Here is a 22,026-nt window from a genome sequence, read left to right on the forward strand (position 1 = left end):
GCTCCAAGTGTTGTGCCGCATCGGCCCGAAAGCGGGTTCCCACCTTTCGGGGCGATGCTCTACTCGGTCGTCAGGAACGTCCGGTCGTAGGCCTCGCGGATCGTGGCGAGGTCGCCCGGCTCGGCCCAGGCCTCGACGATGGCCCGGTAGGCCGGGCTCGACCGCTCGGCCCGCAGGATCGCGTCGATGCGGGCGATGCGCGCCCGGCCCCATTCGGTGTTGGGGCACATGACGCGGCTGAGCAACGGCGCGGGCGCCTCGGCGAAGGGGAGTGCGGCCACGCCCTCCGGCTGGCCGAGGATGTTCGCTTGGTAGGCCGCGATGGCCGAGTATTCCACGAGGTAGTCGAGCCGGTCGGCGAGCAGCATGCGGAACGCCTCGCGAAACTCCGAATGGACCGTGGGCGGTCCGCTTGCCCGCACCAGGGCGTCGATCTCCGGCCCCTGGGTGCGGTCGCGCAGGAAACTCGTGCGCAGGCTCCTGTCCGCCAGCAGGGCCGGCAGCGACAGCGGCCCGCGCGCTTCGAACCGCGCCCGCTCCGGCGCATGGACGACGATCCGCAGCGGATAGAACATCGCGACCGGCAGCGAGAACACCGCGAAGGCCTCCCGCTCCGGCGTTCGGATGCCGCCGACGAAGCAGATCTCGGTGCCGTCCTTGAGCGCGCTGACGACGCGGGGGAAGGGGCCGCGCAGGGTGCGGGCGGGTCCGCCGGATAGGCGCGCATCGAGCAGGTGGCGGATGCGGTCGAAGATGCCGGCCTCCCGGTCCTCGCCCTCCGCGATCATGAAGGGCGGGGCGTCGTAGACCGCCCAGGCCGGCGCCTCCTCGGCACGCGCGCCGCCCGCCGCGACGAGGAAGGCCGCGAGGAAGAGGGAAAGGCAGGGGCGCGCCAGCATGTCCGGTCGAGTCGCACCGAACCCGTCAACAAGCCGTTGCCGGCCGAGCTTGCCGCCGTATCGTTCAGGCCGTCCCGTCGCGCAACGCCCGGCGGATGATCTTGCCCGTCGTCGTCGTCGGCAAGCTGTCGCGGAAGTCGAGCGCCCGGGGCACCTCGTGCGCCGAGAGATTCCTTTTGGCGAAGGCGAGGATGTCGGCGGCGAGATCGTCGGAGGGGGTATACCCTTCGCGCGGCACGATAAAGGCCTTCACGATCTCGGTACGCAAGGAATCCGGCACGCCGACCGCGGCGGCGAGCGCCACCGCCGGATGGCGCAACAGGCAATCCTCGATCTCGGTTGGGCCGATGCGGTAGGCCGCGGAGGTGATGAGGTCGTCCTCGCGTCCGACGAAGTGGACGTAGCCGTCGGCGTCGCGCCGCGCGGTGTCGCCGGTGAGCCACCAGCCGTCCCTGAATTTTTTCGCGGTCGCCTCGGGCTGCTGCCAATAACCCAGGAACAGCACCGGGTCGGGGGCCTTCACCGCGATCTCGCCGGGTTCGTCCACGCCGGCCTCGCTCCCGTCCGCCCGCAAGACCGCCACGCGATGGCCCGGCACCGGCCGCCCGGTCGAGCCGGGTCGCGCGACCCCGGCCCGGCGGCAGGCGGCGAGCACGAGGTTGCACTCGGTCTGGCCGTAGGCCTCGCCGATGGTCAGCCCGAGCGCGTCGCGGGCCCAGGCGAAGGTCTCGGGGCCGAGCGCCTCGCCCGCCGAGGCGATGTTGCGCAGGCCCGAGAGGTCGAACCGCTCCCGCGGCGCGGGGACCGCGCGCAGCATCCGCAAAGCCGTCGGCGGCAGGAAGGCGTGGCTGACCCGCAGGTCGGCGATCAGCCGAAAGGCGGCCTCCGGCTCGAACCGGGCGAAGGGCCGGGCCACCACCGGCATCCCGAGCCGCAGGCTCGGCATCACCACGTTGAGCAGGCCCCCGGCCCAGGCCCAGTCGGACGGCGTCCAGATCGGCCCGTCTCTGGGCCCGGGAAAGTCGTGCATCATCGAGAAGCCCGGCATGTGGCCGAGCAGGACGCGATGCCCGTGCAGCGCCCCCTTGGCGAGCCCGGTCGTGCCGGAGGTGTAGATCATCAGCGCCGGATCGTCCGGCCCGGTCGCCCGCGTTTCAAGCTTTTTGGCCCCTCCCGCCGCTTCGATCGCGGAGAGCGCTTCGGCGCCGTCGGCGGGGCCGTCGACGCTGACGACGAGGGTCAACTCGGGTAGCGCGTCGCGCAGGGGCGCGAGCTTGGCGAGCCCGGCCGCGTCGGTGACGACGGCGCGGGCCCCGGCATCGCCCAGCCGGTAGCGCAGAGCCTCCGCGCCGAACAGGCCGGCGAGGGGCAAGGCGATGGCACCGAGCCGGTAGGCGGCCAGATGCGTTACGACCACGTGCGCCGATTGCGGCAGCAGCACCGCGATCCGATCCCCCACGCCGACGCCGCGGGCCGAGAGCCCGGCGGCGAGCGCCAGGGAGCGAGCCCGCAACGCGCCGTGGGTGATCGTCGCCACCGTGCCGTCGGGGGCGACCTCGAGGATCGCCGGGCGCTCCGGCTCGGACAGCGCCCAGCGGTCGCAGACGTCGGCCGCGATGTTGTAGCGCTCCGGGATCTCCCAGCGGAAACCTTCGGTCAGTTCTTCGTAGGTGGCGGCCGGCTCCAGCACGGCATCGTTCCTCGACCCTCGCGGGGCTTCCGTGTCGGCGGACCCCGCGTCTCCTCGTTCACCGTGGGCCGGCTTCTCGCCGCGCCTTCCGGCCCGCCGCAACCCCGACCTTCGGCTCAATCCTGCTTGGGGAAGCCGCCGGCATGGATGAAGTCGGTGATCGGGCGGCGCGCGTTGGGGCGCTCCTTCTCCCGCTGCTCCTCGCTCAACTCCGACCAGGGCGTCGCGCGCCCGACCGCGTAGGCGGCCTCGATCCGGTGATGCTCGGGCACGTTCAGGACAGTGGGCGCCCGGTCGCGGTCGAACCCGCCCATCCCGTGGACGTGCCAGCCCAGCCGGTTGGCCTGGAGCGCGAAGGCGAGCGAGGCCGCGCCCGCGTCGAGCGAGTGGCTGGGGGCGGGCTTGAATTCGTCGCCGACCTTCATCCGGCTGTTGGAGACGAGGAAGACCAGCGCTCCCGTATCCACGGCCCACTTGCGGTTGCCCGGCGTCAGCAGGTCGAGGAAGACCGGCCAGTCGGACGTGTCGCGGAGCGCATAGAGGAAGCGCCAGGGCTGCGAGTTGTACGAGGAGGGCGACCAGCGCGCCGCCTCGAACATCCGCATTAGTTCGGCCTCCGGCAAAGCCTCCCCGGTGAAGGCGCGGGGCGACCAGCGCTCAGTAAAGAGCGGCTCGATCGCGTGGTCGGGCGTGCGGGTGGTCGGGCGCTCGGAATCGGTCGTCACGTGGTCGCACTCTCCTGCATCGTCGGGCGCACTGAGGGCGCCGTCGCATAGACGAGGTATGGCACTGCCCGCTGCGCTGCAAAAGGGCGGTCTAGCGGTCCTTCAGGAGGCCCGAGGCGAGACAGCGAAACGCCTCGATCGCCTTGGGCAGGACGGCGCGGGGCTCCTCCGCAGCGGCGACCCAGAGGGCGGCGTCGAGGGCCGCGCCGTTGATCAGCCGGGCCGCGGCTTCGGCATCGACCGGCCGCAGGGTGCCCGCGTCGATCAGGGTCTGGATCGTCTCGGTCGTGGCCCGCAGGCAGGCGGTCTGGCCCGGCCAGCGCGAGGGATCGCCGAGCACCGCCGGCCCGTCGAGCAGCATGATCCGCTGAATCTCGGGCTCCAGCGCGAGTTCGATGGTGGCGACGCATTCCTCCAGGAAGCCCGCCCACGGCGTCGCCGCTCCCTCGCGCGCGGCCCGCGCCTTCGCCACCATCTCGGCGTCGAGCTGTTCGATCACCGCGCGCAGCAGGCCCTTCTTGTCGCCGAAGTTGTGGTAGAGCGCCCCGCGCGTCAGCCCCGCCGCGGCGGTCAGCTCGTCCATTGAGGCCGCCGCGAAACCCTTGTCGGCAAAGGCCTTTCGCGCCGCGCACAGCAGCTTGGCCCGCGTCTCCTCCATCATCCGCGCGCGCTGCCCGGCCGCCATCATGGTCTCCGCTTCTTCACATGCAGCGCGTATGCGGATTGACATACGCATCGTATGCGAGCATCTCTCTCATATACGGTGTGTATATGAAGCATGCCGCCGCGCCGGGGAAGGGCTCCGGCCTTCGAGAGGATCAAACTATGACGAAGCGCGACGCGATCATCCCGCCCGGCCGGCAGGCGCTCTACGAGCGGCACCGCTACTCCGCCGCGATTCGCTCCGGCGACCTGCTGTTCGTCTCCGGCCAGGTCGGCAGCCGCGAGGACGGCTCGCCGGAACCGGACTACGCGACCCAGGTGCGCCGCGCCTTCGAACGACTCGACGCGGTGCTGCGGGAGGCGGGCTGCAGCTTCGACGATGTGGTGGACGTGACCACCTTCCACACCGACCCGGAAGCGCAGTTCGAGACCCTGATGGCGGTGCGCGACACGGTGATCGGCGCCCCGCCCTATCCGAACTGGACCGCGGTCGGGGTGACGTGGCTCGCCGGGTTCGACTTCGAGATCAAGGTCATCGCCCGCATCCCGCCGATGGCCTGAGCCGCTGCGCGGGGTTTCGTGCTAGCCTTCACTCCAAAACCCGGAGGAAAGGCATGCCGACCTACGCCGTCACCACTGCCCGCGCGATCACGCCCGAGCAGCGCGCCCGGATCGCTCAGAGCGTCACGGCGATCCACGCGGCGGAGGCCGACGCGCCGCGCTACTTCGTTCAGGTGATCTTTTACCACGTCGAGCCGGGCTCGATCTTCATCGCGGGCGAGCCGGCCTCGCCCGACCACGTCTGGGTGCGGGCCGACATCCGCGCCGGGCGGAGCGCGGAGCAGAAGGCCGCGATCCTGACTCGGATCATGCGCGAGACCAGCGCGATCCTCGGCATCTCGGAACAGGACGTGTGGGTCTACGTCTCCGACATCCCGGCGCAGGGCGTCCTCGAATTCGGCAACGTCCTGCCGCAACCCGGCGGCGAGGCGGAGTGGCTCGCTGCGTTGCCGGAGGACTTGCGGGAGAAGTTGAGCCGGGCGGCTTAAGCGTCTGCGAGGCCTCGCCATTCCCCTCCAGGAGACCCCCATGGCCGAACCCGCCCTGCTGCTGCGCGAGAACCGCGACGGCGTCGCCACGCTCACCCTCAACCGGCCGTCGGCCCGCAACGCCCTCTCCTTCGCCCTGCTGGAGGCCCTCCGCGACGCCTTCGCGGCGCTGGCGGAGGACGAATCGGTCCGCGCCGTGGTGCTGGCGGCGTCCGGGCCGGCCTTCTGTGCCGGGCACGACCTGAAGGAGATGACCGGCTACCGCGCCGAGCCCGACCGGGGCGCGCAAAAGTTCGAAGACTTGTTCGGGCTGTGCTCGGCGGTGATGATGGCGGTGCCCGCCCTGCCCCAGCCGGTGATCGCGGCGGTGGAGGGCGTGGCGACCGCCGCGGGCTGCCAGCTCGTGGCCTCCTGCGATCTCGCGGTGGCGGGCGCGCAGGCGCGGTTCGCCACGCCCGGCGTGCAGATCGGCCTGTTTTGCTCGACCCCGATGGTGGCGCTCTCGCGCAACCTGTCGCGCAAGGCGGCGATGCGGATGCTGCTCACCGCCGACATGGTCGGGGCCGAGGAGGCCCGCGCGCTCGGCCTCGTCAGCGACGTGACGGAGGCCGGCGGCGCGCTGGCCCAGGCGCAGGATCTCGCGAAAACCATCGCGGCGCGCAGCGCCGACACGGTGCGGGTGGGCAAGCGCGCCTTCTACGAGCAGATCGAGATGCCGCTGGCCGACGCCTACGCCCATGCCGGCCGGGTGATGGCGCAGAACATGCTGGCGCGCTCGGCTGAAGCAGGCATCGGCGCCTTCCTGAACCGGAAGAGGCGCTGAAGCGCGAACCCTTTGGCTGTCTGCGCATTGGCTTCGGCGGCGCCGCTCGGTCTTGCTTGGCCGCGCCTTCTTTCGACGAACGGGCTCCGTTTCGTCGGAATTCGCTCTGAGCCGACACGAGGCCTCGCGAACGGACCCCATGCTGCTGCAACGCCCTCCCCTCCCCGAGCCCGGCCCAGCCTCCAAAAAAATCGTGAGCTGGAACCTGCTGCGCCGCACCGGCGCGGCGGTGGACTGCCTCGCGGAGCTGATCGAGCGGGAGCGGCCCGACCTGTTGCTGATGCAGGAGGCGACCCGCGAGATCGGCGCGCTGCCCGAGCGCGTCGGCGGGGTCTATGCCTGGGCGCAGTTGCCGGGGCGCATCCATGGCCTCGCGATGTGGAGCCCGGTGCCGTGGGGCAAGCCCCCCGAGATCGTCCCGCTGCCGCCGGGCGTGCTGATCGACCGGGTGTGTCAGGTGCTCGATTGGGACGGCTTCGGCGTCGGCAACGTCCATCTCTCGCACGGGCAGGTGCTCAACCGGCGCCAGCTCCGGCGGATCGAGAGCCATCTGCCGGCCCGCGCGGCGGTGCTCGGCGACTACAACATCGTCGGCCCGGCCCTGCTCCCCGGTTTTCGCGATGTCGGGCCCCGGCGCCCGACCCACGCCATGGTCGACGTTCTGCCGCTGCGGCTCGACCGCTGCCTCGTACGCGGCCTCGTCTGTCACGAGCACGCGGTGCTGCCCCGTGGGTTGTCCGACCACCATCCGATCACGGTGCGGCTCTCTCCCGCGCCGGAGGGGCCGGGCGCGCCGGGGCGGCTCAGAGGTATGGCAGCAGCAGTCGCACGGCTGCGTCGCGCAGGCGCACGAGGTGCGGGCGCGCGTCGAGATCGGCCTGTGTCAGCCGGGTCTCGCATTTCCCCGAAATGAAGTCGTCGAGCCGGCGGGCCAGCGCGGCGTCGTAGACCTCGACGTTCAGCTCGAAGTTGAGGCGGAAGCTGCGCGAATCCCAGTTCGCGCTGCCGACGAAGCACCATTCGCGATCGACCGACAGCGCCTTCGAGTGGTCGAACGGCGGCTCGTCGAGCCAGATCCGCACGCCGCTCTCGAGCAGCGGCTCGATATGCGCCCGCGTCGCCCAATCGACGATGCGGTGGTCGCTACGCCGCGGAATCACGACATCGACCTCGATGCCGCGGGTGGCCGCGAGGCACAGCGCGCTGACGATGAGGTCGTTGGGCAGGAAGTAGGGCGTCGTCAGCCGGATCGAGGAGCGGGCGCAAGCGATCGCCTGCAGGACCACGGTGGCGATCTTCTCGATATCCGCATCCGGCCCCGAGGTGACGACGCGGGCGGTCAGGTCGCCCGCGGGCGACAGCCGCGGCATCCACGCCTCGCCTTCCAGCTCCTCGCCGGAGACGAAGGCCCAATCGACGATGAAGGCCTGGGCGAGCTGCTCGACCACCGGCCCCTCTATCCGGAAATGCGTGTCGCGGATCGGGAATTTCGGCTTATCCGACACGCGGTTGCCGTCGGAGATGTTGACGCCGCCGGTGAAGGCGATCCGCCCGTCGAGGATCAGCAGCTTCTTGTGGGTGCGCAGGTTCAGGAACGGCATCCGCCAGGGCAGCACCGAATGCATGAACAACCCCGACGGCACCCCGAGCCGCTGCAGCCGCCGCCACGCCGCGGGGAAGAAGTAGCCGCTGCCGATGCCGTCGAGGATGACGCGCACCTCGCAGCCCCGGTCCACGGCCTTCTTTAAGGCCGCGATGAAGGTCTGCCCGATTTCGTCGTCGAGGAAGATGTAGCTCGAGAGCGCGACGCTGCGGCGCGCGTCGGCGATTGCCGCCAGCATCGCCGGATAGGCCTCGTCGCCGTTGCGGAACACGGTGATGCCGGTGCCGGCCACCGTCGGCAGCCCGGTGATCGCCCGCACCGCCCGGTCGAGCGGCGCGTAGGCCTCCGGCACGGCGGCCGGGGCTTGGGGTGTCTCGTCGTATTGGACGGAAGGGCGCCGCTTGAGCTTCCTCGCGCGCCGCTCGACCCGGTTGAGGCCGAAGGTGAGGTAGAGCGCGGTACCGAAGACCGGCGAGAGCCACACGAGCCCGGTCCAGCCGATGGCCGAGCCGACCACGCGCTTGCGCATGAGGATGTGGAGGCTGACGCCGAGCGAGACCGCCACGCCGAGGGCCGCGAGGAGGTCCGCGCGGATCACGGCGGTTTGCGCGAGCCAGCGGGTCAGGATGTCTTCCACCGGTCCGCCCGCCGCTCCGTGCCGCGCCCCGCGAAGCTGCGCCCCGCGAGGCGCACATAGGCCAAGCCGGGCCGGTCGAACAGCCGGACCCGAGAAACGGGAAGGGGCCCCGCCTCGCGGCGGAGCCCCCTCTTCGCTTTCGTTGATGGCACCGGCGAGGATCAGTCGTCGGCGAAGATGTCCCGGTCCTTGGTCTCGGGCAGGAACAGCAGGCCGATGACGGCGGTCATCAGCGCGATGACGATCGGGTACCAGAGGCCGTAATAGATGTCGCCAGTCTGGGCCACCATGGCGAAGGCGGTGGCGGGCAGGAGGCCGCCGAACCAGCCGTTGCCGATGTGGTAGGGCAGCGACATCGAGGTGTAGCGGATGCGGGTGGGAAACAGCTCCACCAGGGCCGCCGCGATCGGCCCGTAGACCATCGTCACGTAGAGGACGAGGATCGTCAGGATGGCGATGATCGTCAGCTTCTGCGCCGAGAAGATGTCGACCACCTTGGCGAAGTTCGACAGGCCGTCCTTCGGGTCGATCGCGATCTTCACGATCTCCGGGTTCTTGGCGTCCGGATAGCCCGCCGCGGTGAGCGCCGCGCCGATGTCCTTGGCGAAGGTCGGGTCGGCGGCGGCGAACTCACGCCCGGCGACGCTGACGGTGGCCTTGGTGCCGGCCGGCTGGTTCTCGGTGGAGTAGTTCACCGCGCTCCGGGCGAGCAGCGCCTTGGCGATGTCGCAGGAATTGGTGAACTTGGCCGTGCCGACCGGATTGAACTGGAACGAGCAATCCGCCGGGTCGGCCTTGACGATCACCTGCGTGTTCTGCTGCGCCGCGTGGAGCGCCGGGTTGGCGGCGGCGGTCAGCGCCTTGAACAGCGGGAAGAAGGTCAGCGCCGCCAGCACGCAGCCGCCCAGGATGATCGGCTTGCGGCCGATCCTGTCCGAGAGCGAACCGAAGAACAGGAACCCGCCGGTGGCCAGGATCAGCGACCACGCGATGAGGACGTTGGCCGTGAACTGATCGACCTTCAGGATCGATTGCAGGAAGAACAGGGCGTAGAACTGGCCCGTGTACCAGACCACGGCCTGGCCGGCGGTGAGGCCCAGCAGCGCCAGCAGCGCCCAGCGAGCGTTCTTCCACTGGCCGAAGGCCTCGGACAGCGGCGCCTTGGAGCCGGTGCCCTCCTCCTTCATCTTCTTGAAGGCCGGGCTCTCCTGCATCTGCATGCGGATCCAGACCGAGATGCCGAGCAGCACGATCGAGACCAGGAACGGGATGCGCCAGCCCCAGGCGGCGAACGGCGTGATGGTCGAGGCGGTGCCGTCGGCGGCGGTGACCGGGACGGGGGCGTAGTTGGCGTTGACGTAGATCTGCGTGAACAGGATCACCATCAGCGACAGGAGCAGGCCGAGCGTCGCGGTGGTCTGGATGAAGGCGGTGTAGAAGCCGCGGCGGCCCTTGGGCGCGTGCTCGGCCACGTAGACCGCCGCTCCGCCGTACTCGCCGCCGAGCGCGAGGCCCTGAAGCATGCGCAGGGCCAGCAGCGTGACGGGCGCGACCCAGCCGATGCCGTACTCGTTGAGCGTGGTGTAAGATGGCAAGAGGCCGACGAAGAAGGTCGAGATGCCCATGATCAGGATGGTGATCAGGAAGGTGTACTTGCGCCCGACCAAGTCGCCGAGCCGGCCGAACACCAGCGCGCCGAACGGGCGCACGAGGAAGCCCGCCGCGAAGGCGAGCAGCGCGAACACGTTACGGGTCGCTTCCGGGTAGGCCGAGAAGAACTGCGCGCCGATGATCGCCGCCAGCGAGCCGTAGAGATAGAAATCGTACCATTCGAAGACGGTGCCCAACGAGGAGGCCAGGATGACCTTCTTCTCGTTGCCGGTCATCGGTCGGACGTCCGCTTCCGTCCGCGGTATTGCGGCTCCTGTCGCCATCAGGCGCTCCTCCAGATCTTGAACTTGTTTTTTGACACCGCGCTTGGTGCGCGCGAACGCTATGTCAAGACGCCCTGCGACAGAAGAGGGCGGGGGGCGCCGAAATCGGATTTTTCATCAAGAATTTATGCGTAGAGGCGGCGGCGTTTCAAAAACGACTGAGGGTGTGCTGTCGAGGGCACCCGAGTGGCTGCTCTGCACGTTCAGATGGCGCGCTTATTCCTGAGTTTTTCAAGTTTTTATAAAAATCGATAGTGAGGTCGGAAGTGCAGTCCGCCGGCTTCCTTCCTTCGACCCAACCCCCTCATCCTGAGGTGCTGCGAAGCAGCCTCGAAGGAGGACTCCACATGTCGCCCGATCCCTGGAGCCGTCCTTCGAGGTTCCGCTTCGCTGCGCACCGCAGGATGAGGCGAATGGGCGGGAGGCGCATCCGAAACGACCGCTCAGAGGCGGCCTTCCACCCAATCGCGCATCAGCAGGTGGGCGATGGCGGTCTCCGGTGGGATGGTGAAATCCTCGGGATGCGTGCCCGCCAGCATCCGCGCCGCGTCCCCGCGCGAGAACCAGCGCGCGTCCTCCAGCTCGGCCGAGTCGATCGCGATGGCGTCCGACAGGGCCTCGCCGACGCAGCCGAGCATCAGCGAGGAGGGGAACGGCCAGGGCTGCGAGGCGTGGTAGGCGACCGCGCCCACCCGCACGCCGGTCTCCTCGAAGGTCTCGCGGCGCACCGCGTCCTCCAGCGTCTCGCCGGGCTCGATGAAGCCGGCGAGACACGAATACATCCCCGGCTTGAAGTGGGGGCTGCGCCCGAGCAGGCAGGATTCGCCCCGCCGCACCAGCATGATCGCCACCGGATCGGTGCGCGGGAAATGGTGGAGGCCGCAAGTCCCGCATTCGCGCCGGAAGCCGCCGGCGCCGACGGCCGTCGGGCTGCCGCAGCGGCCGCAGAAGCCGTGCCGGGCGTGCCACGCCAGCAGCGACTTGGCGGTGGCGGCCAGCCCCAGTTCGGCCCGCGCGACGCGGCCCTCGCTGGCGAGCGCCCGCAGATCGACCGCCCGGAAATCGGGCTCGGGAAACAGTTCGGCGGCCTCCGCGGCGGCGGCGGCGGCGAAGACCGGCCGCTCCCCGAACCGGCCGAGGAAGACCTCGTGGCTGAGATCGCCGGCCCGCGTCCCCTCGCGGGGGTCGAGCAGCACGCTCGCCTCACCGACCGCATTGCGAAAAACAACCCGCTCGCCTGCCATCAGGACGAGCCCGGCCCCCTCCCCCGCCTCGGCCAGCGCCGGGGCGGCACCGGCCTCCGCCGAATGGCGGACGAGGCCGCTCTCGACATAGGCCAGGGCGTCTCGCCCGCCTCCCTCCGGCGCGCCCATCAGGCGGCCGCGAAGAGTTGGGCGGCGCGCTCAAGGATCTGGGCGCGGGCGTGCGGTGGGTAGGGCTTGCGCTCGCCGTGGCCCCAGACCGGGCTCGGCCAAGCGGGATCCGAGCGGAACCGGGCGATCACGTGGACGTGGAGCTGCTCCACCACGTTGCCGAGTGCCGCGACGTTCACCTTGTCGGGCTTGGCGAGCGATTGTATCACCCTGGCCGTCAAGCGAATCTCCCCGGTCAAGGCCGCCGCGTCCGCCTCGTTCAGGTCGGTCAACTCGCTCACGGACGGCCGGCGCGGCACGAGGATCAGCCACGGGAAACGCGCGTCGTCCATCAGCAGGACCGAGCACAGGGCAAGGTCGCCGACGGGGTGGGTGTCGGCGCGGAGTCGCGGGTCGAGGGAGAAATCGTCGCTCATGCGGGGGGCATCTAGAGCATCGGCCCGAAAGGTGGCCATGGGCGGCTGCAAAAGACCGATCCGCCCCGCATGTCGCCGCGGGGCGTCCCGGTGATCCCGGCCCCGGTCCAGCGCGTCCTGTCCCGCCTGAGCGCGGCGCTCGAAGCCCGGCGCGTCGATCCCGTGCCGCCCGCCCCGCAGCCGCCCCTCCCCGCCCCGGAGGTCAGGCCGGGCTGGCGGCCCGAGCCGACCGAGGAGACTGCCCGCGTCGCGGTCGTGGCGGCGCGCACCCCCGCCCCGCTGATCCTGGCGCTGCACGGCCTACCTTGCGCGACCGGCATCGTCGCCGTCGGCGTCCGGGTGATCGAGGATCTCGCCGCGCAGGCGCCTGACGTGATCGTGGTCGAGGCCGAACCCGAGCGCTTCGACGCCCCGGCGCTGATCCGGGCGTTGCGCGAGCGCGAGGAACTGTCCCGCACCCCCGTGCTGCTCGTGGCCGAGGGCGAGCCGCGGGCGCTGCGGCGGCTCGCCCGCGAGGTCGGGGCCAGCGACGTGCTGGCCAAGCCCTTCGACGCGCTGGAGCTTCAGGACCGGGTCGGCGTGCTGATCGAACTCGCCAGCGCGCGCGCCGACAGCGCCCGCCGGGCGCTTGCCATGCGCCGCGACGCCGCCCAGGCGCTCGCCGACGCCGCCGCCCGCGAGCGCGAGATCATCCGCCGCCTGATGCTGGCCGCCGAGTTCCGCGACGATCAGGCCGGCGACCACCTCACCCGCGTGGCCGGCTGCGTGATCGCCGTGGCCGAGGGCCTCGGCCTCAGCCAGGCGGAGGCCGACGACGTGGCGCTCGCCTCCACCATGCACGACATCGGCAAGATCGGCGTGCCCGACCACATCCTGCGCAAGGCCGGCCCGCTCACGGACGAGGAGTGGGTCGAGATGCGCCAGCATGCGCTCCGCGGCTACCGCATGCTGCACGACAGCCCCTCGCGCCTGCTCCAGATCGCCGCCGAGGTGGCGCTGACCCATCACGAGCGCTGGGACGGCACCGGCTATCCCCGCGGCCTCAAGGGCGAGGAGATTCCGCGTTCCGGCCGGATCGTGGCGGTCGCCGACGTGTTCGACGCGCTGATCTCGGCCCGGACCTACAAGCCGGCCTGGCCGCTGGAGAAGGCGCGCGCGCATATCGAGGCGGAATCCGGCCGCCACTTCGACCCGGCCTGCGTCGCCGCCTTCCTCTCGCGCTGGGACGACATCGTCGCGCTGGTACAGGAGCGCAGCACGTAAGACCAAGTTGCCTGGAACAGGACCGATGGTCCTGTTCCAGGCGCCCGGCGGACGACCGCCGCCCCGCAGTCGCGGGGGCAACCGACGATGGATCATCGTCGGTTGTCATCACCCAAGGAACAAGCCGCCCCGGCTCGCCGTCTTCGACCGGAGAGCGAGGAGGCCCCCATGATCCCGACCTATCGGCGCGCCCTGATCGTCGGCGCCGGCTCCGGCCTCAGCGCGTCCCTGGCCCGACTCTTCGCCGCCGAGGGGCTTTCCGTCGGCCTCGCCGCCCGCAACGTCGAAAAGCTCCAAGACCTCGCCGCCGAGACCGGGGCCGCGCTGCATGCCTGCGACGCCGCCGATCCGAGCGCGGTCGAGGCCCTCTTCGCCCGGCTGGAGCCTGCGCTCGGCGGCGCGCCCGACGTGGTGGTCTACAACGCCAGCGCCCGGTTGCGCGGCGGCATCGCCGACCTCGATCCCGTAGCGGTCGCCCGCGCGATCGCGGTGACGGCCACCGGCGGCTTTTTCGTCGCCCAGGCCGCGGCCCGGCGGATGCTTCCGCACCGCCACGGTGCGATCCTGTTCACCGGCGCCTCCGCCAGCGTGAAGGGTTTTTCGGGCTCTGCCCCCTTCGCCATGGGCAAGTTTGCGCTCCGCGGCCTTGCGCAAAGCCTGTCGCGCGAGTTGCAGCCGCAGGGCATCCATGTGGCGCATGTCATCGTCGACGGCGCGATCCGCTCCGCCGCCCACCCCGATTCCGAGGACCACCCCGACGCCACCCTCGATCCGGAGGCGATCGCACGGACCTACCTCGCCCTGCTGCGCCAGGACCGCAGCGCGTGGAGCGACGAGGTCGCGGTGCGGCCGTGGGTGGAGCGGTTTTGAGAGGAGCGGAAGCGGCCCCATCCGGCCCGCGATCACCTCGGGCGAGACCCGCGCCGTCATTGCGAGGCGGAGCCGAAGCAATCCATGTGTGGACGCCCCCCTTCTCGCAAGATGGTCGGATGAGTTTTTCGGGGCTGCGTTCTCTTGCCTCCATCTGTCCGGCCTGTGAGCGCAGCCTCGGGCTGTTGGCCGAGATGGGGGCCGCGACGGGGGACCCACACAGAGCGACGACCTGAGATCGGCCACTGGATTGCACGGTTGATCCCCTGTCCCGGATCGAACGATCCCGGTTCCTCATCGCCCTCTTGCCGGCGCGTCAGGCGGTCTGCCCCCGGATCGGGCCGCCCTCAGGTGGTCGCCGGCTGCGGTCCCGCCGCGGGCAGGGCCGGCATCCGGTAAAGACCTGTAGGGACCTTGTCGTCCCTACAGGAAGCGAAGCGGCGCTGAGGGGGCGATTCAGGATGTGCCTCCTCCGGGCAAGTCCCCTCACCGTCGGCTGCCGCCCCGCTTCGGCGACGACGAGGTCGCCGAAGCCCTCTCCCCGCACGGCGGGGCGAGAGGATGCGCGGATCACCGCTGCGCCGAATGCGTCGGCTTCTCGGGTTGGGGCGCGATGCGGCCGCCTTCCTTGAGGTCGGCGGGGGGGCTGAGGATCAGGCGCTCGCCGCCCGAAAGCCCCTGGTCGATCTCGACGGTGCTGCCCTTGTCGCGGGCGATATGAACATTCGCCCAGGTCGCGGTGTCGTCCTCGCGGGCGAGCGCGACGCGGGTGCCGCCCTGGTTGAACACCAGCGCTTCGGCCGGCACCGCCACCGTCGGGACGCCGGTACGGGGGATCGCCAGCGTCAGGTAGACGTAAAGGCCGGGGCGCAGCACCCGGTCGGGGTTCGGCACGTCGACCTGGGCCGTGAGCGTGCGCGAGGAGGCGAGCAGCGCCACCGAGGAGCGCTCGACCTTGCCGGTGAAGGTGCGGCCCGGCATCTGCGGCACCTTGATCTCGGCGAGCACGCCGGGGGCCACGCCGATGGCGGCGTTCTGCGGCACGTTGACGGAGATGCGCAGCACGTCGTCCCGGTCCATCGACAGGAGCGGCGTGCCGGCGCCCGCATCGGCCTGGACGAGGTCGCCGACATCGACGCTGCGGGCCGTCACCACCCCGTCGAACGGTGCGGTGACGGTCTCGAAGCCGGTCAGCGCCTTGAGGCGCCCGACGGTCGCCTCCTGGGCCTTGATGTTGGCCTCGGCCACCTTCACGTCGGCCTCGGCCGAGGCGAGGTTGGCGGCCTGCGACAGCACCCCGGCCTGGGTGTTGTCGGCGTTCTGCTTGGAGGCCCAGCCCTGCCCGGCGAGCGTGGAGGTGCGCGAGTTCGTCGCCTGGGCGAGGTTCACGTTGGCCTTGGCCTGATCGACCATCGCCTTGGCGCGTAGCAACTGCGCCTGGAGCTGGCCGAGCTGCGCCTCGGCTTGTGCGAGCTGCTGGTCGAGATCGGGGGCGGCGATGCGCAGGAGCACGTCGCCCTTCTTCACGCGGGAGCCGAGATCGACCCGGCGCTCGGCGATGTAGCCGGTGGCGCGGGCGAAGATGCGGGCGGTGGCGAAGGGTTCGGTCTGGCCCGGCAGGGTGAGCGAGACGGGGCCTTCGAGGCGCTTGGCCTCCACCGTGCGGAGTTTCGGGACGAACGCCTTCTGGCGCCGCTGCGTCTCCTCGGCGCGGGCCGCGCGCTCGGCATGGCCGTGCGCGCCCCAGGCGATCAGCCCCGCGGCGACGAACGCGGCCAGCAGGAAGCCGCGCTTGCGCGGGGGCGGCGGGATCTCGCCGGAGTGTTTGTCTTCGGTCGCGCTCACCGGACGATCCTGTCGTCGTGTCTGCCGTGGGACGCCCGCATCATGCCGCTTCCGAATGAATCGTCGGTCCTCAGCCGGGATTCCTCCTCTCCCCGCGTGCGGGGCGAGAGGATGCGCGGGCAGTCGATGCGTTCAACCCTTGAGCGCATCATACATAATCCTGAAGCGGCTTGACCTCGCCGCGGCGCAGCAAGGTGTAGAGGAGCGGCACGAACAGCAGCGTCGAGGGCGTGCCGAGCGCGATGCCGCCCATGACGGCCCGCGCGAGCGCCGCGTTCTGCTCGCCGCCCTCGCCGGTGCCGAGCGCCATCGGGATGAGCCCCAGGAACATCGCGCCCGCCGTCATCAGCACCGGGCGCAGGCGCGTCTCGCCCGCGGCAATCGCCGCCTCGAACGCCGAACAGCCGGTGGCCTCGCGGTGTTCCTTGGCGAAGGTGACGAGCAGGATCGAGTTCGCCGACGCGATGCCGACCGACATGATCGCGCCGAACAGCGAGGGGATCGAGAAGGCGGTGTTGGTGATGAACAGGGCCGCGACGATGCCGCAGAAGGCGATGGGCAGCGCGGCCAGCACCACCAGAGGATCGCCCCAGCTCTGATAGTTCACCGCCATCAGGAGGTAGACGGCGACGAGCGCGATGCCGAGCCCGATGCCGAGGCGGAAGAAGGCCGAGCGCATGTTCTCGATCTGGCCGCGCACGGTGATCTTGTCCGGCGCCGGCAGCGCCTTCTGCTCCTCGGCGACGATCCTGTCGATCTCGCGGGCGACCGAGCCGAGGTCACGGTCCTGCACCGCGGCGTAGACGTTGAAGGTCGGCTGGGTGTTGACGTGGTTGATCACCGTCTGGGTCGGCTGGCGGGTGATGGTGGCGACACTCGACAGCAGCGTCAGCGCGCCCGGCCCGAATCCGCCGGTCGCCGAGGCGCGGGCGAAGAGCGGGGTGTTCTGCAGGTCGGTGAGCGAGTCGTTGCGGTATTCGGGCGTCTGCACCCAGAGCTGATACGGGATGCCGGTCCTCGGGTCGGTCCAGAAGTTCGGCGTCACCTGGAAAGAGCCCGACAGCGAGACGTTGAGGTTCTGGGCCACCTGCTGCTGCGTCAGCCCGAGTTCGGAGGCCAGGCGCCGGTCCACGTCGATGTAGAATTGCGGCACGTCGACGATCTGGTGGAGATGGACGTCGACGAGGCCGGGCATCGCCTTCAGCCGGGCCTCGATCCGGCGGGCGGCGGCCAAGTCCTTCTCGGTGTTGCGGCCGGAGACCTGCACGTCGATCTGCGCGATCACCCCGAAATTGAGGATCTGGGTGATGATGTCCGAGGGCTGGAAGTAGACCGTCAGGTCGGGGAAGCGCTCGTGCAGCACTTCGCGCAGGCGGCGCGTGTACTCCGCCACGGGGCCGTGGCCCTCCTTCAGGTCGATCAGCATCTGCCCGTCGTTGTAGGAGACGAACGAACCGTCGGAGAAGGCGAAGTTGTAGTTGTTCGACGGCAGGCCGATATTGTCGAGGATCTGCCCGATTTCACCTTCGGGGATCACCTCGCGCACGACCTTCTGGACCTCGGCGAAGACCTGCTCGGCGGTCTCGATGCGCATGCCGGGGCGCGTGCGCAGGTGGAGCGTCATCTGACTCGATTCGACTTGCGGGAAGTAGTCCTGGCCGGTGTGGACGAACAGCACGCCGGTGCCGGCCAACAGCAGGCCGACCAGCGTCAGCGTCGCCAACCGGCGGCGCAGGACCACGTGCAGGAGCCCGACATAGCCGCGGTGGAAGCCCGCGAACCACGCCTCGAACCGGCGGCGGAAGCCGCCCGCGAGCCAGAACACCGGCCGCGTCAGCCACGTCGCGGCGCGCACGATGCGGCCCCGGCGCGGCGCCTCGTCGTCGCGCCCGTGATGCTGGAGGTATTCGCGCGCCACCAGCACGTCGATCATCACCGGGACCAGCGTGCGCGACAGCAGGTAGGAGGTCAGCATCGCGAACACGACCGCCAGCGCCTGGGGCGTGAACAGGTACTTCGGCGTGTCGGTGAGCGCGAAGACCGAGACGAAGGCGGCGCAGATCGACAGCGTCGAGATCAACGCCGGCTTGGCGATGCCGGCCGCGCCCTCGACCACGGCGTTGCGGAACGGGCGCCCCTCCTCGAACAGCCGGTAGGTGTTCTCGATCGCGACCGTCGCGTCGTCGACGAGGATGCCGACCGCGAGCGCCAGCCCGCCGAGCGTCATCACGTTGATGGTCTGGCCCAGCGCCGCCAGGATCGCCAGCGAGGTCATGATGCACAAGGGGATCGAGACCAGCACGATCAGCGTCGAGCGCCACGAGCCGAGGAACAGCAGGATCGTCAGGCCGGTGAGCGCCGCGGCGATGGCGGCTTCGTGCAGCACGCCCTCGATCGCCGCCGAGACGAAGACCGACTGGTCGAACAGCGGCTTGATCTCCATCCCCTCGGGGGCCGCCGCGCGGATGTCGGGGAGCGCCGCCTTGAGGTTGTTGACGACGTCGAGCGTCGAGGCGGTGCCGTTCTTGAGCACGCGCATCAGCACCGAGGCCTGCCCGTCGGCGCGCACGATGTTGACCTGCGGCGGGCCGCCGTCGCGGACATAGGCCACGTCGCGCACCAGCACCGGCTGGCCGCCGACGACCCGGATCGGCATCTCGTTGAGGCTCGCGATCGCGTCGGGCGTCGCGTTCATCTGCACCGGGTATTGCTGCTCGCCGATCTTGGTCAGCCCCGAGGGGATCGTTAGGTTCTGCTGGGTGACGGCGTTGGTCACGTCGAGCGGCGTCAGGCCGAGCGCGCGGAGCGCATGCAGGTCGAGATCGACCATGATCTGGCGCGGCGCGCCGCCGAACGGGGAAGGCAGCGTCGAGCCCGGCACCTGCGTGAGGCGCTGGCGGATGCGGTACTGCGCGTAGTCGTAGACCTTGTTGAGGCTGTCCTTGGTCGAGGTCAGCGCGAGCTGGATCACCGGCACCGAGGAGGCGGAGAAGCGCACGATCACCGGCGGCTGCACTCCGGGCGGCATCAAGGCGCGGATCGAGTTCGTGGACGAGACGATCTGGGCGATGGCGAGATCGATGCTGACCGAGGGGTCGAAGTAGATCTTCATGATCGACGTGCCTTGGAGGCTGGTCGATTCCATCCGGGCGATGTTGTTGACGTTGTTGGAGATTCCGAACTCGGAATAGGTCGTGATCCGCTTTTCCATCTCGGGCGCGGACAGGCCCGTATAGGTCCAGACCACGACGACGACGGGGATGTCGACGGTGGGCAGCACATCCTTCGGCGTGACGACGACCGCGCCCACGCCGCCGAGCATCATCAGCACGGCGAGCACGTAGGTCGTGATGCGGAACTTGAGCGCGTACTGAACGAGACCCATGCCGAACCTTGGGCCGATCCTTGCGAGCGGGCGAAGCCGGGCGGCACACAGAGCCCGGCGATGTTTCCGTTCTATGTCCGGATACGGAACGGAATAGCAGCGCGCCGCGATGCCGCAGCGGGGTTAAGCCTTCCGGTGTAGGCTGCCAAGCTCCGAGACGCATCCCAAGACTGTAGAGCGTCCGGCCTGTCACCGTCCGCATACCCCATTCGGGGTATTTTTATTGATTCCCCAAAACGTTGCCGAAATCCCACGCCGGCCGATTTCGTGCCGAAAACTTCGCCGTGCATGGACGGTGCGGCCGGGTCGGCCTATAGCGGTCAAGCTTCGCTCATCGGATTCGCCTCGATGGCTCTCTCACGCCCGGCACTGATCGTCCTGCTGGGTCTGGGCTCGGTCGCGCTTGTTTCTCCTTGCCCCGCGCAGACGCTGCCGCGGGCCGGCCTGTCGGGCTCCGAGGTCGGCATGGACTTTTCCGCCCGGCCCCTGCGCGGGGGCGGAGCCGGGCGCCCGGAGGCCGACGCGGTGATCCGCGCGCCCAAGGGCATCGGGCGCAGCCGCACCCTCGTCCTCGGCACGCCGGAAGACATCGAACGCCCGGTGGCGGAGACCGGAGAGGGCGGCTGGCCGGTCGATCTGCGCCGCTTCGCCCCGCCGCGCTCCGCCGCGGCCGAGCCCTGAGGCGGGAACCGCAATGCGCGCCGCCTCCCATCGCTCGCCCCGCGCACAGGCCGGCTTCACCCTGTTGGAGATGGTGCTGGCGCTGGCGCTGATCGGGCTCGTGGCGACGCTGGCGCTGCCCCGCTCGCCGCGCGACAGCGGCACCTCGCTGCGGATCAAGGCCTACGAGGTGATGGCGCTGCTGCGGGCCGACCGGGACGCGGCGCGCGCCGGCGGGGCTCCGGTGACCGCCCGGGTCGATCTCGTCGAGCGAACCTTACGCTCCGGCGCCTCGGAGCGCGCCGTGGCGCTGCCGCCGCGGATTTCCGTCCGCTTGTCGGAGGGGTTGGCCGGCGGCGTGCGCTTCTTCCCCGACGGCACCGCCACCGGCGGCGAGATCTTCTTGGCGCGTCCCGGCCTCGGCAGCCTGCTTGCCGTGCGGATCGACGGCCTGACCGCGGCGGTCGATCTCGACGAGGGCCGCTCGTGACGGCCGCCCGCATCCGGCGCGACCGGCGCGGCGGCTTCCTCATGGTCGAGGCGCTGGCGGTGCTGGCGATCAGTGCGGCGATCCTTCTGGCCCTCGGCTCGCTCACCCGGCTGATGCTGCACCAAGCCGATGCGGTGGCCGAGCGCACTACCCGGCTGGAGCGGGCCGAGCAGGGGCTGTCGGCGCTGTCGCGCGACATCGGCCGGATGGCGCGGGCCCGCTGGGACGGGCCGGAGCGGGAGCGCTTCGTCTTCGCGGGCGAGCCCTGGCGGATGCTCTTCGCCCTCGACCGGCCCGCCGCCGACGGCAGCGCGCTCGGCGAGACCGTGGCGGTGCTGCTGCGCAGCGATCGCAACGGGGCGGGCGGACGCCTGATCCGCGCCGAGGCGCCGCTCGTCCCAGGCCTCACCGGCGCGGACGCGCTGGCCTTCGGCCCGGAGCGGGTGCTGTACGAGGGCCCGGCCCGCATCCGCTTCGCCTACGTGGCGCCGCGCACCGACACCACGCCGGAGCTGATCGTCGATGCCTGGCCCCCGGTCGGCCCGCCGCCGGTCGCGGTGCGGGTGGGGCTGGCCGATCCCGCCGGCGGCGACGTCGCCTCCGCCCTGCGGGTGCCGGTGCGGGCCGAGGGTGAGCCCGGCTGCGTGCGGGCGCGCACGCATTACTGCAGCCGCACCGAGGAGGGCGGGGCCGACGACGACGCGGCGCTCGGCGCCATCCTCAACGCGGTGACTCAGGACCGCGCCGCCTCGCAGAGGCGCAATGGGCCATGAGGAGAACCGGAGGCACGCGCGACGGCTTCATCCTCGTGGCGGTGCTCGGCGTCATGGCCCTGCTGGCGAGCCTGCTCGGCGGCACAACCGTGCTGGTGCGGGCCGCGTTCGAGGGGGTGCAGGCGAAGTCCGACGACCTCGCGCTGGACGGGCTGGTGCGGGCCGGGCTCGATCTCGCGGCCTACGAACTCTACGGGTTGAAACTGCCCCCGGTCCTGATCGACGGCCAGGAAATCCGGTTGGACGCCGGCACGGTCACCCTCTCGGTCACCGACGAGGCCGGGCGGATCGACCTCAACGGCGCCGCCCCGGCGCTCCTCGCCGCCGCCTATCGCGCCGTCGGCGGCCGCAGCCTCCAACCGGAGGTTTTTGCCGCGCGGGTCGTGGCATGGCGCGACCGCTACGAACCGAAGGACGGGCAGGCCAACCTCGGCGCCGCGCTCCGCCAGCCCGACGGCAACGCCCGCCCGCATCGCCGCGAAGGGTTCCGCAGTATCGGTGAATTGCGCTGGCTCCCCGGCCTCACCGCCGCCGAGGCCGAGGCCCTGGCCGGGCTCGTCACCGTCAACAATCCCGGCGGCAAGGTCGATGTGACGAGCGCGCCGCTTCCCGTCCTGCTGGCGCTGCCCGGCATGCAGGCACCGCTCGCCCAACAGATCCTCGCCCTGCGCCGCCGCCCCGACGGGCCGGACCGCATCCTGCCGCTCCTGAAGGCGCAGGGGGATTTCGTCGCGACCAAGGGCGGGGCCGCCCACCGCATCCGCCTGGAGGCGCGCCGCGGTGCAGGCGCTTTGCGCCGGGCCGAGGCGGTGATCACCCGCGCGCCGTCCAAGCTCGCGCCGTACTTCGTGGTGGAGTGGTCGGGATAAGAGGCAAGGGCACGGCGACACGTTGAGCGACCCCAGCCGGCCCCTGATGGGGTCCGGAC

The 22,026-nt window shown here is 70.7% G+C and carries 20 protein-coding genes; 10 read left to right on the plus strand and 10 right to left on the minus strand.

What is annotated here, in order from left to right:
* Positions 1-59: 59 nt before the first annotated feature.
* The 4 genes from ASG52_RS04735 to ASG52_RS04750 all read right to left on the minus strand — a co-directional run bounded on the left by ASG52_RS04735 (position 60) and on the right by ASG52_RS04750 (position 3,999).
* On the minus strand, positions 60-899 hold the full coding sequence (locus tag ASG52_RS04735; protein ID WP_056239773.1) for a hypothetical protein: 840 nt from the start codon (positions 897-899) through the stop codon (positions 60-62).
* Positions 900-963: 64 nt separating this feature from the next.
* A complete protein-coding gene (locus ASG52_RS04740) occupies positions 964-2,589 on the minus strand; it encodes an acetate--CoA ligase (protein ID WP_056239774.1) in 1,626 nt (541 codons plus the stop codon).
* 116 nt (positions 2,590-2,705) lie between these two features.
* On the minus strand, positions 2,706-3,314 hold the full coding sequence (locus ASG52_RS04745; protein WP_056239780.1) for a nitroreductase family protein: 609 nt from the start codon (positions 3,312-3,314) through the stop codon (positions 2,706-2,708).
* A 91-nt stretch (positions 3,315-3,405) separates the two neighbouring features.
* Positions 3,406-3,999 (minus strand): TetR/AcrR family transcriptional regulator, encoded by a 594-nt coding sequence (locus ASG52_RS04750; protein WP_056239783.1) that lies wholly within the window; start codon positions 3,997-3,999, stop codon positions 3,406-3,408.
* 140 nt (positions 4,000-4,139) lie between these two features.
* Here ASG52_RS04750 and ASG52_RS04755 point away from each other — a divergent pair, with 140 nt between their 5' ends.
* From ASG52_RS04755 to ASG52_RS04770, 4 genes are all read left to right on the plus strand, one after another.
* Positions 4,140-4,538 (plus strand): RidA family protein, encoded by a 399-nt coding sequence (locus ASG52_RS04755; protein ID WP_056239785.1) that lies wholly within the window; start codon positions 4,140-4,142, stop codon positions 4,536-4,538.
* A 53-nt stretch (positions 4,539-4,591) separates the two neighbouring features.
* Positions 4,592-5,026, plus strand: coding sequence for a tautomerase family protein (locus tag ASG52_RS04760; protein WP_056239788.1), 435 nt, complete (start codon positions 4,592-4,594; stop codon positions 5,024-5,026).
* Between the two features lie 40 nt (positions 5,027-5,066).
* Positions 5,067-5,849, plus strand: a complete 783-nt coding sequence (locus ASG52_RS04765) for an enoyl-CoA hydratase (RefSeq protein ID WP_056239790.1) — start codon at positions 5,067-5,069, stop codon at positions 5,847-5,849.
* A 139-nt stretch (positions 5,850-5,988) separates the two neighbouring features.
* Positions 5,989-6,762 carry an endonuclease/exonuclease/phosphatase family protein gene (locus ASG52_RS04770; RefSeq protein WP_056239793.1) on the plus strand — a complete coding sequence of 258 codons (774 nt, stop codon included), beginning with the start codon at positions 5,989-5,991 and terminating at the stop codon, positions 6,760-6,762.
* Here ASG52_RS04770 and cls read toward each other — a convergent pair.
* The 4 genes from cls to ASG52_RS04790 all read right to left on the minus strand — a co-directional run bounded on the left by cls (position 6,653) and on the right by ASG52_RS04790 (position 11,812).
* Complete coding sequence (cls, locus tag ASG52_RS04775; protein WP_056239796.1) at positions 6,653-8,089, minus strand: cardiolipin synthase; 1,437 nt, start codon at positions 8,087-8,089, stop codon at positions 6,653-6,655. The two genes, ASG52_RS04770 and cls, sit on opposite strands and share 110 nt — an antisense overlap.
* A 161-nt stretch (positions 8,090-8,250) precedes the next feature.
* The gene (locus tag ASG52_RS04780; protein ID WP_082552346.1) at positions 8,251-9,975 is read right to left on the minus strand and encodes an MFS transporter; all 1,725 of its coding nucleotides are present in this window, start codon (positions 9,973-9,975) and stop codon (positions 8,251-8,253) included.
* 491 nt (positions 9,976-10,466) lie between these two features.
* Positions 10,467-11,396 carry an NAD(+) diphosphatase gene (gene nudC, locus ASG52_RS04785; protein WP_056239802.1) on the minus strand — a complete coding sequence of 310 codons (930 nt, stop codon included), beginning with the start codon at positions 11,394-11,396 and terminating at the stop codon, positions 10,467-10,469.
* A complete protein-coding gene (locus tag ASG52_RS04790; protein ID WP_056239805.1) occupies positions 11,396-11,812 on the minus strand; it encodes an HIT domain-containing protein in 417 nt (138 codons plus the stop codon). Before ASG52_RS04790 ends, nudC begins: the two co-directional genes overlap by 1 nt.
* Positions 11,813-11,881: 69 nt before the next feature.
* On the opposite strand from ASG52_RS04790, the gene ASG52_RS04795 reads away from it, so the two are divergent.
* A complete protein-coding gene (locus tag ASG52_RS04795; RefSeq protein WP_082552348.1) occupies positions 11,882-13,075 on the plus strand; it encodes an HD-GYP domain-containing protein in 1,194 nt (397 codons plus the stop codon).
* Between the two features lie 168 nt (positions 13,076-13,243).
* Positions 13,244-13,945 (plus strand): SDR family NAD(P)-dependent oxidoreductase, encoded by a 702-nt coding sequence (locus ASG52_RS04800; RefSeq protein ID WP_056239808.1) that lies wholly within the window; start codon positions 13,244-13,246, stop codon positions 13,943-13,945.
* Positions 13,946-14,515: 570 nt separating this feature from the next.
* Here the strand turns inward: ASG52_RS04800 and ASG52_RS04805 are convergent.
* A complete protein-coding gene (locus ASG52_RS04805) occupies positions 14,516-15,790 on the minus strand; it encodes an efflux RND transporter periplasmic adaptor subunit (protein WP_056239811.1) in 1,275 nt (424 codons plus the stop codon).
* Between the two features lie 148 nt (positions 15,791-15,938).
* On the minus strand, positions 15,939-19,175 hold the full coding sequence (locus ASG52_RS04810) for an efflux RND transporter permease subunit (RefSeq protein WP_056239814.1): 3,237 nt from the start codon (positions 19,173-19,175) through the stop codon (positions 15,939-15,941).
* Positions 19,176-19,523: 348 nt separating this feature from the next.
* Between ASG52_RS04810 and ASG52_RS04815 the strand changes: the two genes are divergently transcribed.
* Genes ASG52_RS04815 through ASG52_RS04830 form a run of 4 tightly spaced genes read left to right on the plus strand, consistent with a single transcriptional unit; the run spans position 19,524 to position 21,967 of the window.
* Positions 19,524-19,856, plus strand: a complete 333-nt coding sequence (locus tag ASG52_RS04815; protein WP_156383788.1) for a hypothetical protein — start codon at positions 19,524-19,526, stop codon at positions 19,854-19,856.
* A gap of 13 nt (positions 19,857-19,869) precedes the next feature.
* Positions 19,870-20,325, plus strand: a complete 456-nt coding sequence (locus tag ASG52_RS04820; protein ID WP_056239820.1) for a prepilin-type N-terminal cleavage/methylation domain-containing protein — start codon at positions 19,870-19,872, stop codon at positions 20,323-20,325.
* Positions 20,322-21,098 carry a PulJ/GspJ family protein gene (locus tag ASG52_RS04825; protein ID WP_056239823.1) on the plus strand — a complete coding sequence of 259 codons (777 nt, stop codon included), beginning with the start codon at positions 20,322-20,324 and terminating at the stop codon, positions 21,096-21,098. Before ASG52_RS04820 ends, ASG52_RS04825 begins: the two co-directional genes overlap by 4 nt.
* Positions 21,095-21,967, plus strand: a complete 873-nt coding sequence (locus tag ASG52_RS04830) for a type II secretion system protein GspK (protein ID WP_056239826.1) — start codon at positions 21,095-21,097, stop codon at positions 21,965-21,967. Before ASG52_RS04825 ends, ASG52_RS04830 begins: the two co-directional genes overlap by 4 nt.
* Positions 21,968-22,026: the final 59 nt, after the last annotated feature.

This window comes from Methylobacterium sp. Leaf456 (genome assembly GCF_001425465.1).
Classification (GTDB): Bacteria; Pseudomonadota; Alphaproteobacteria; order Rhizobiales; family Beijerinckiaceae; genus Methylobacterium.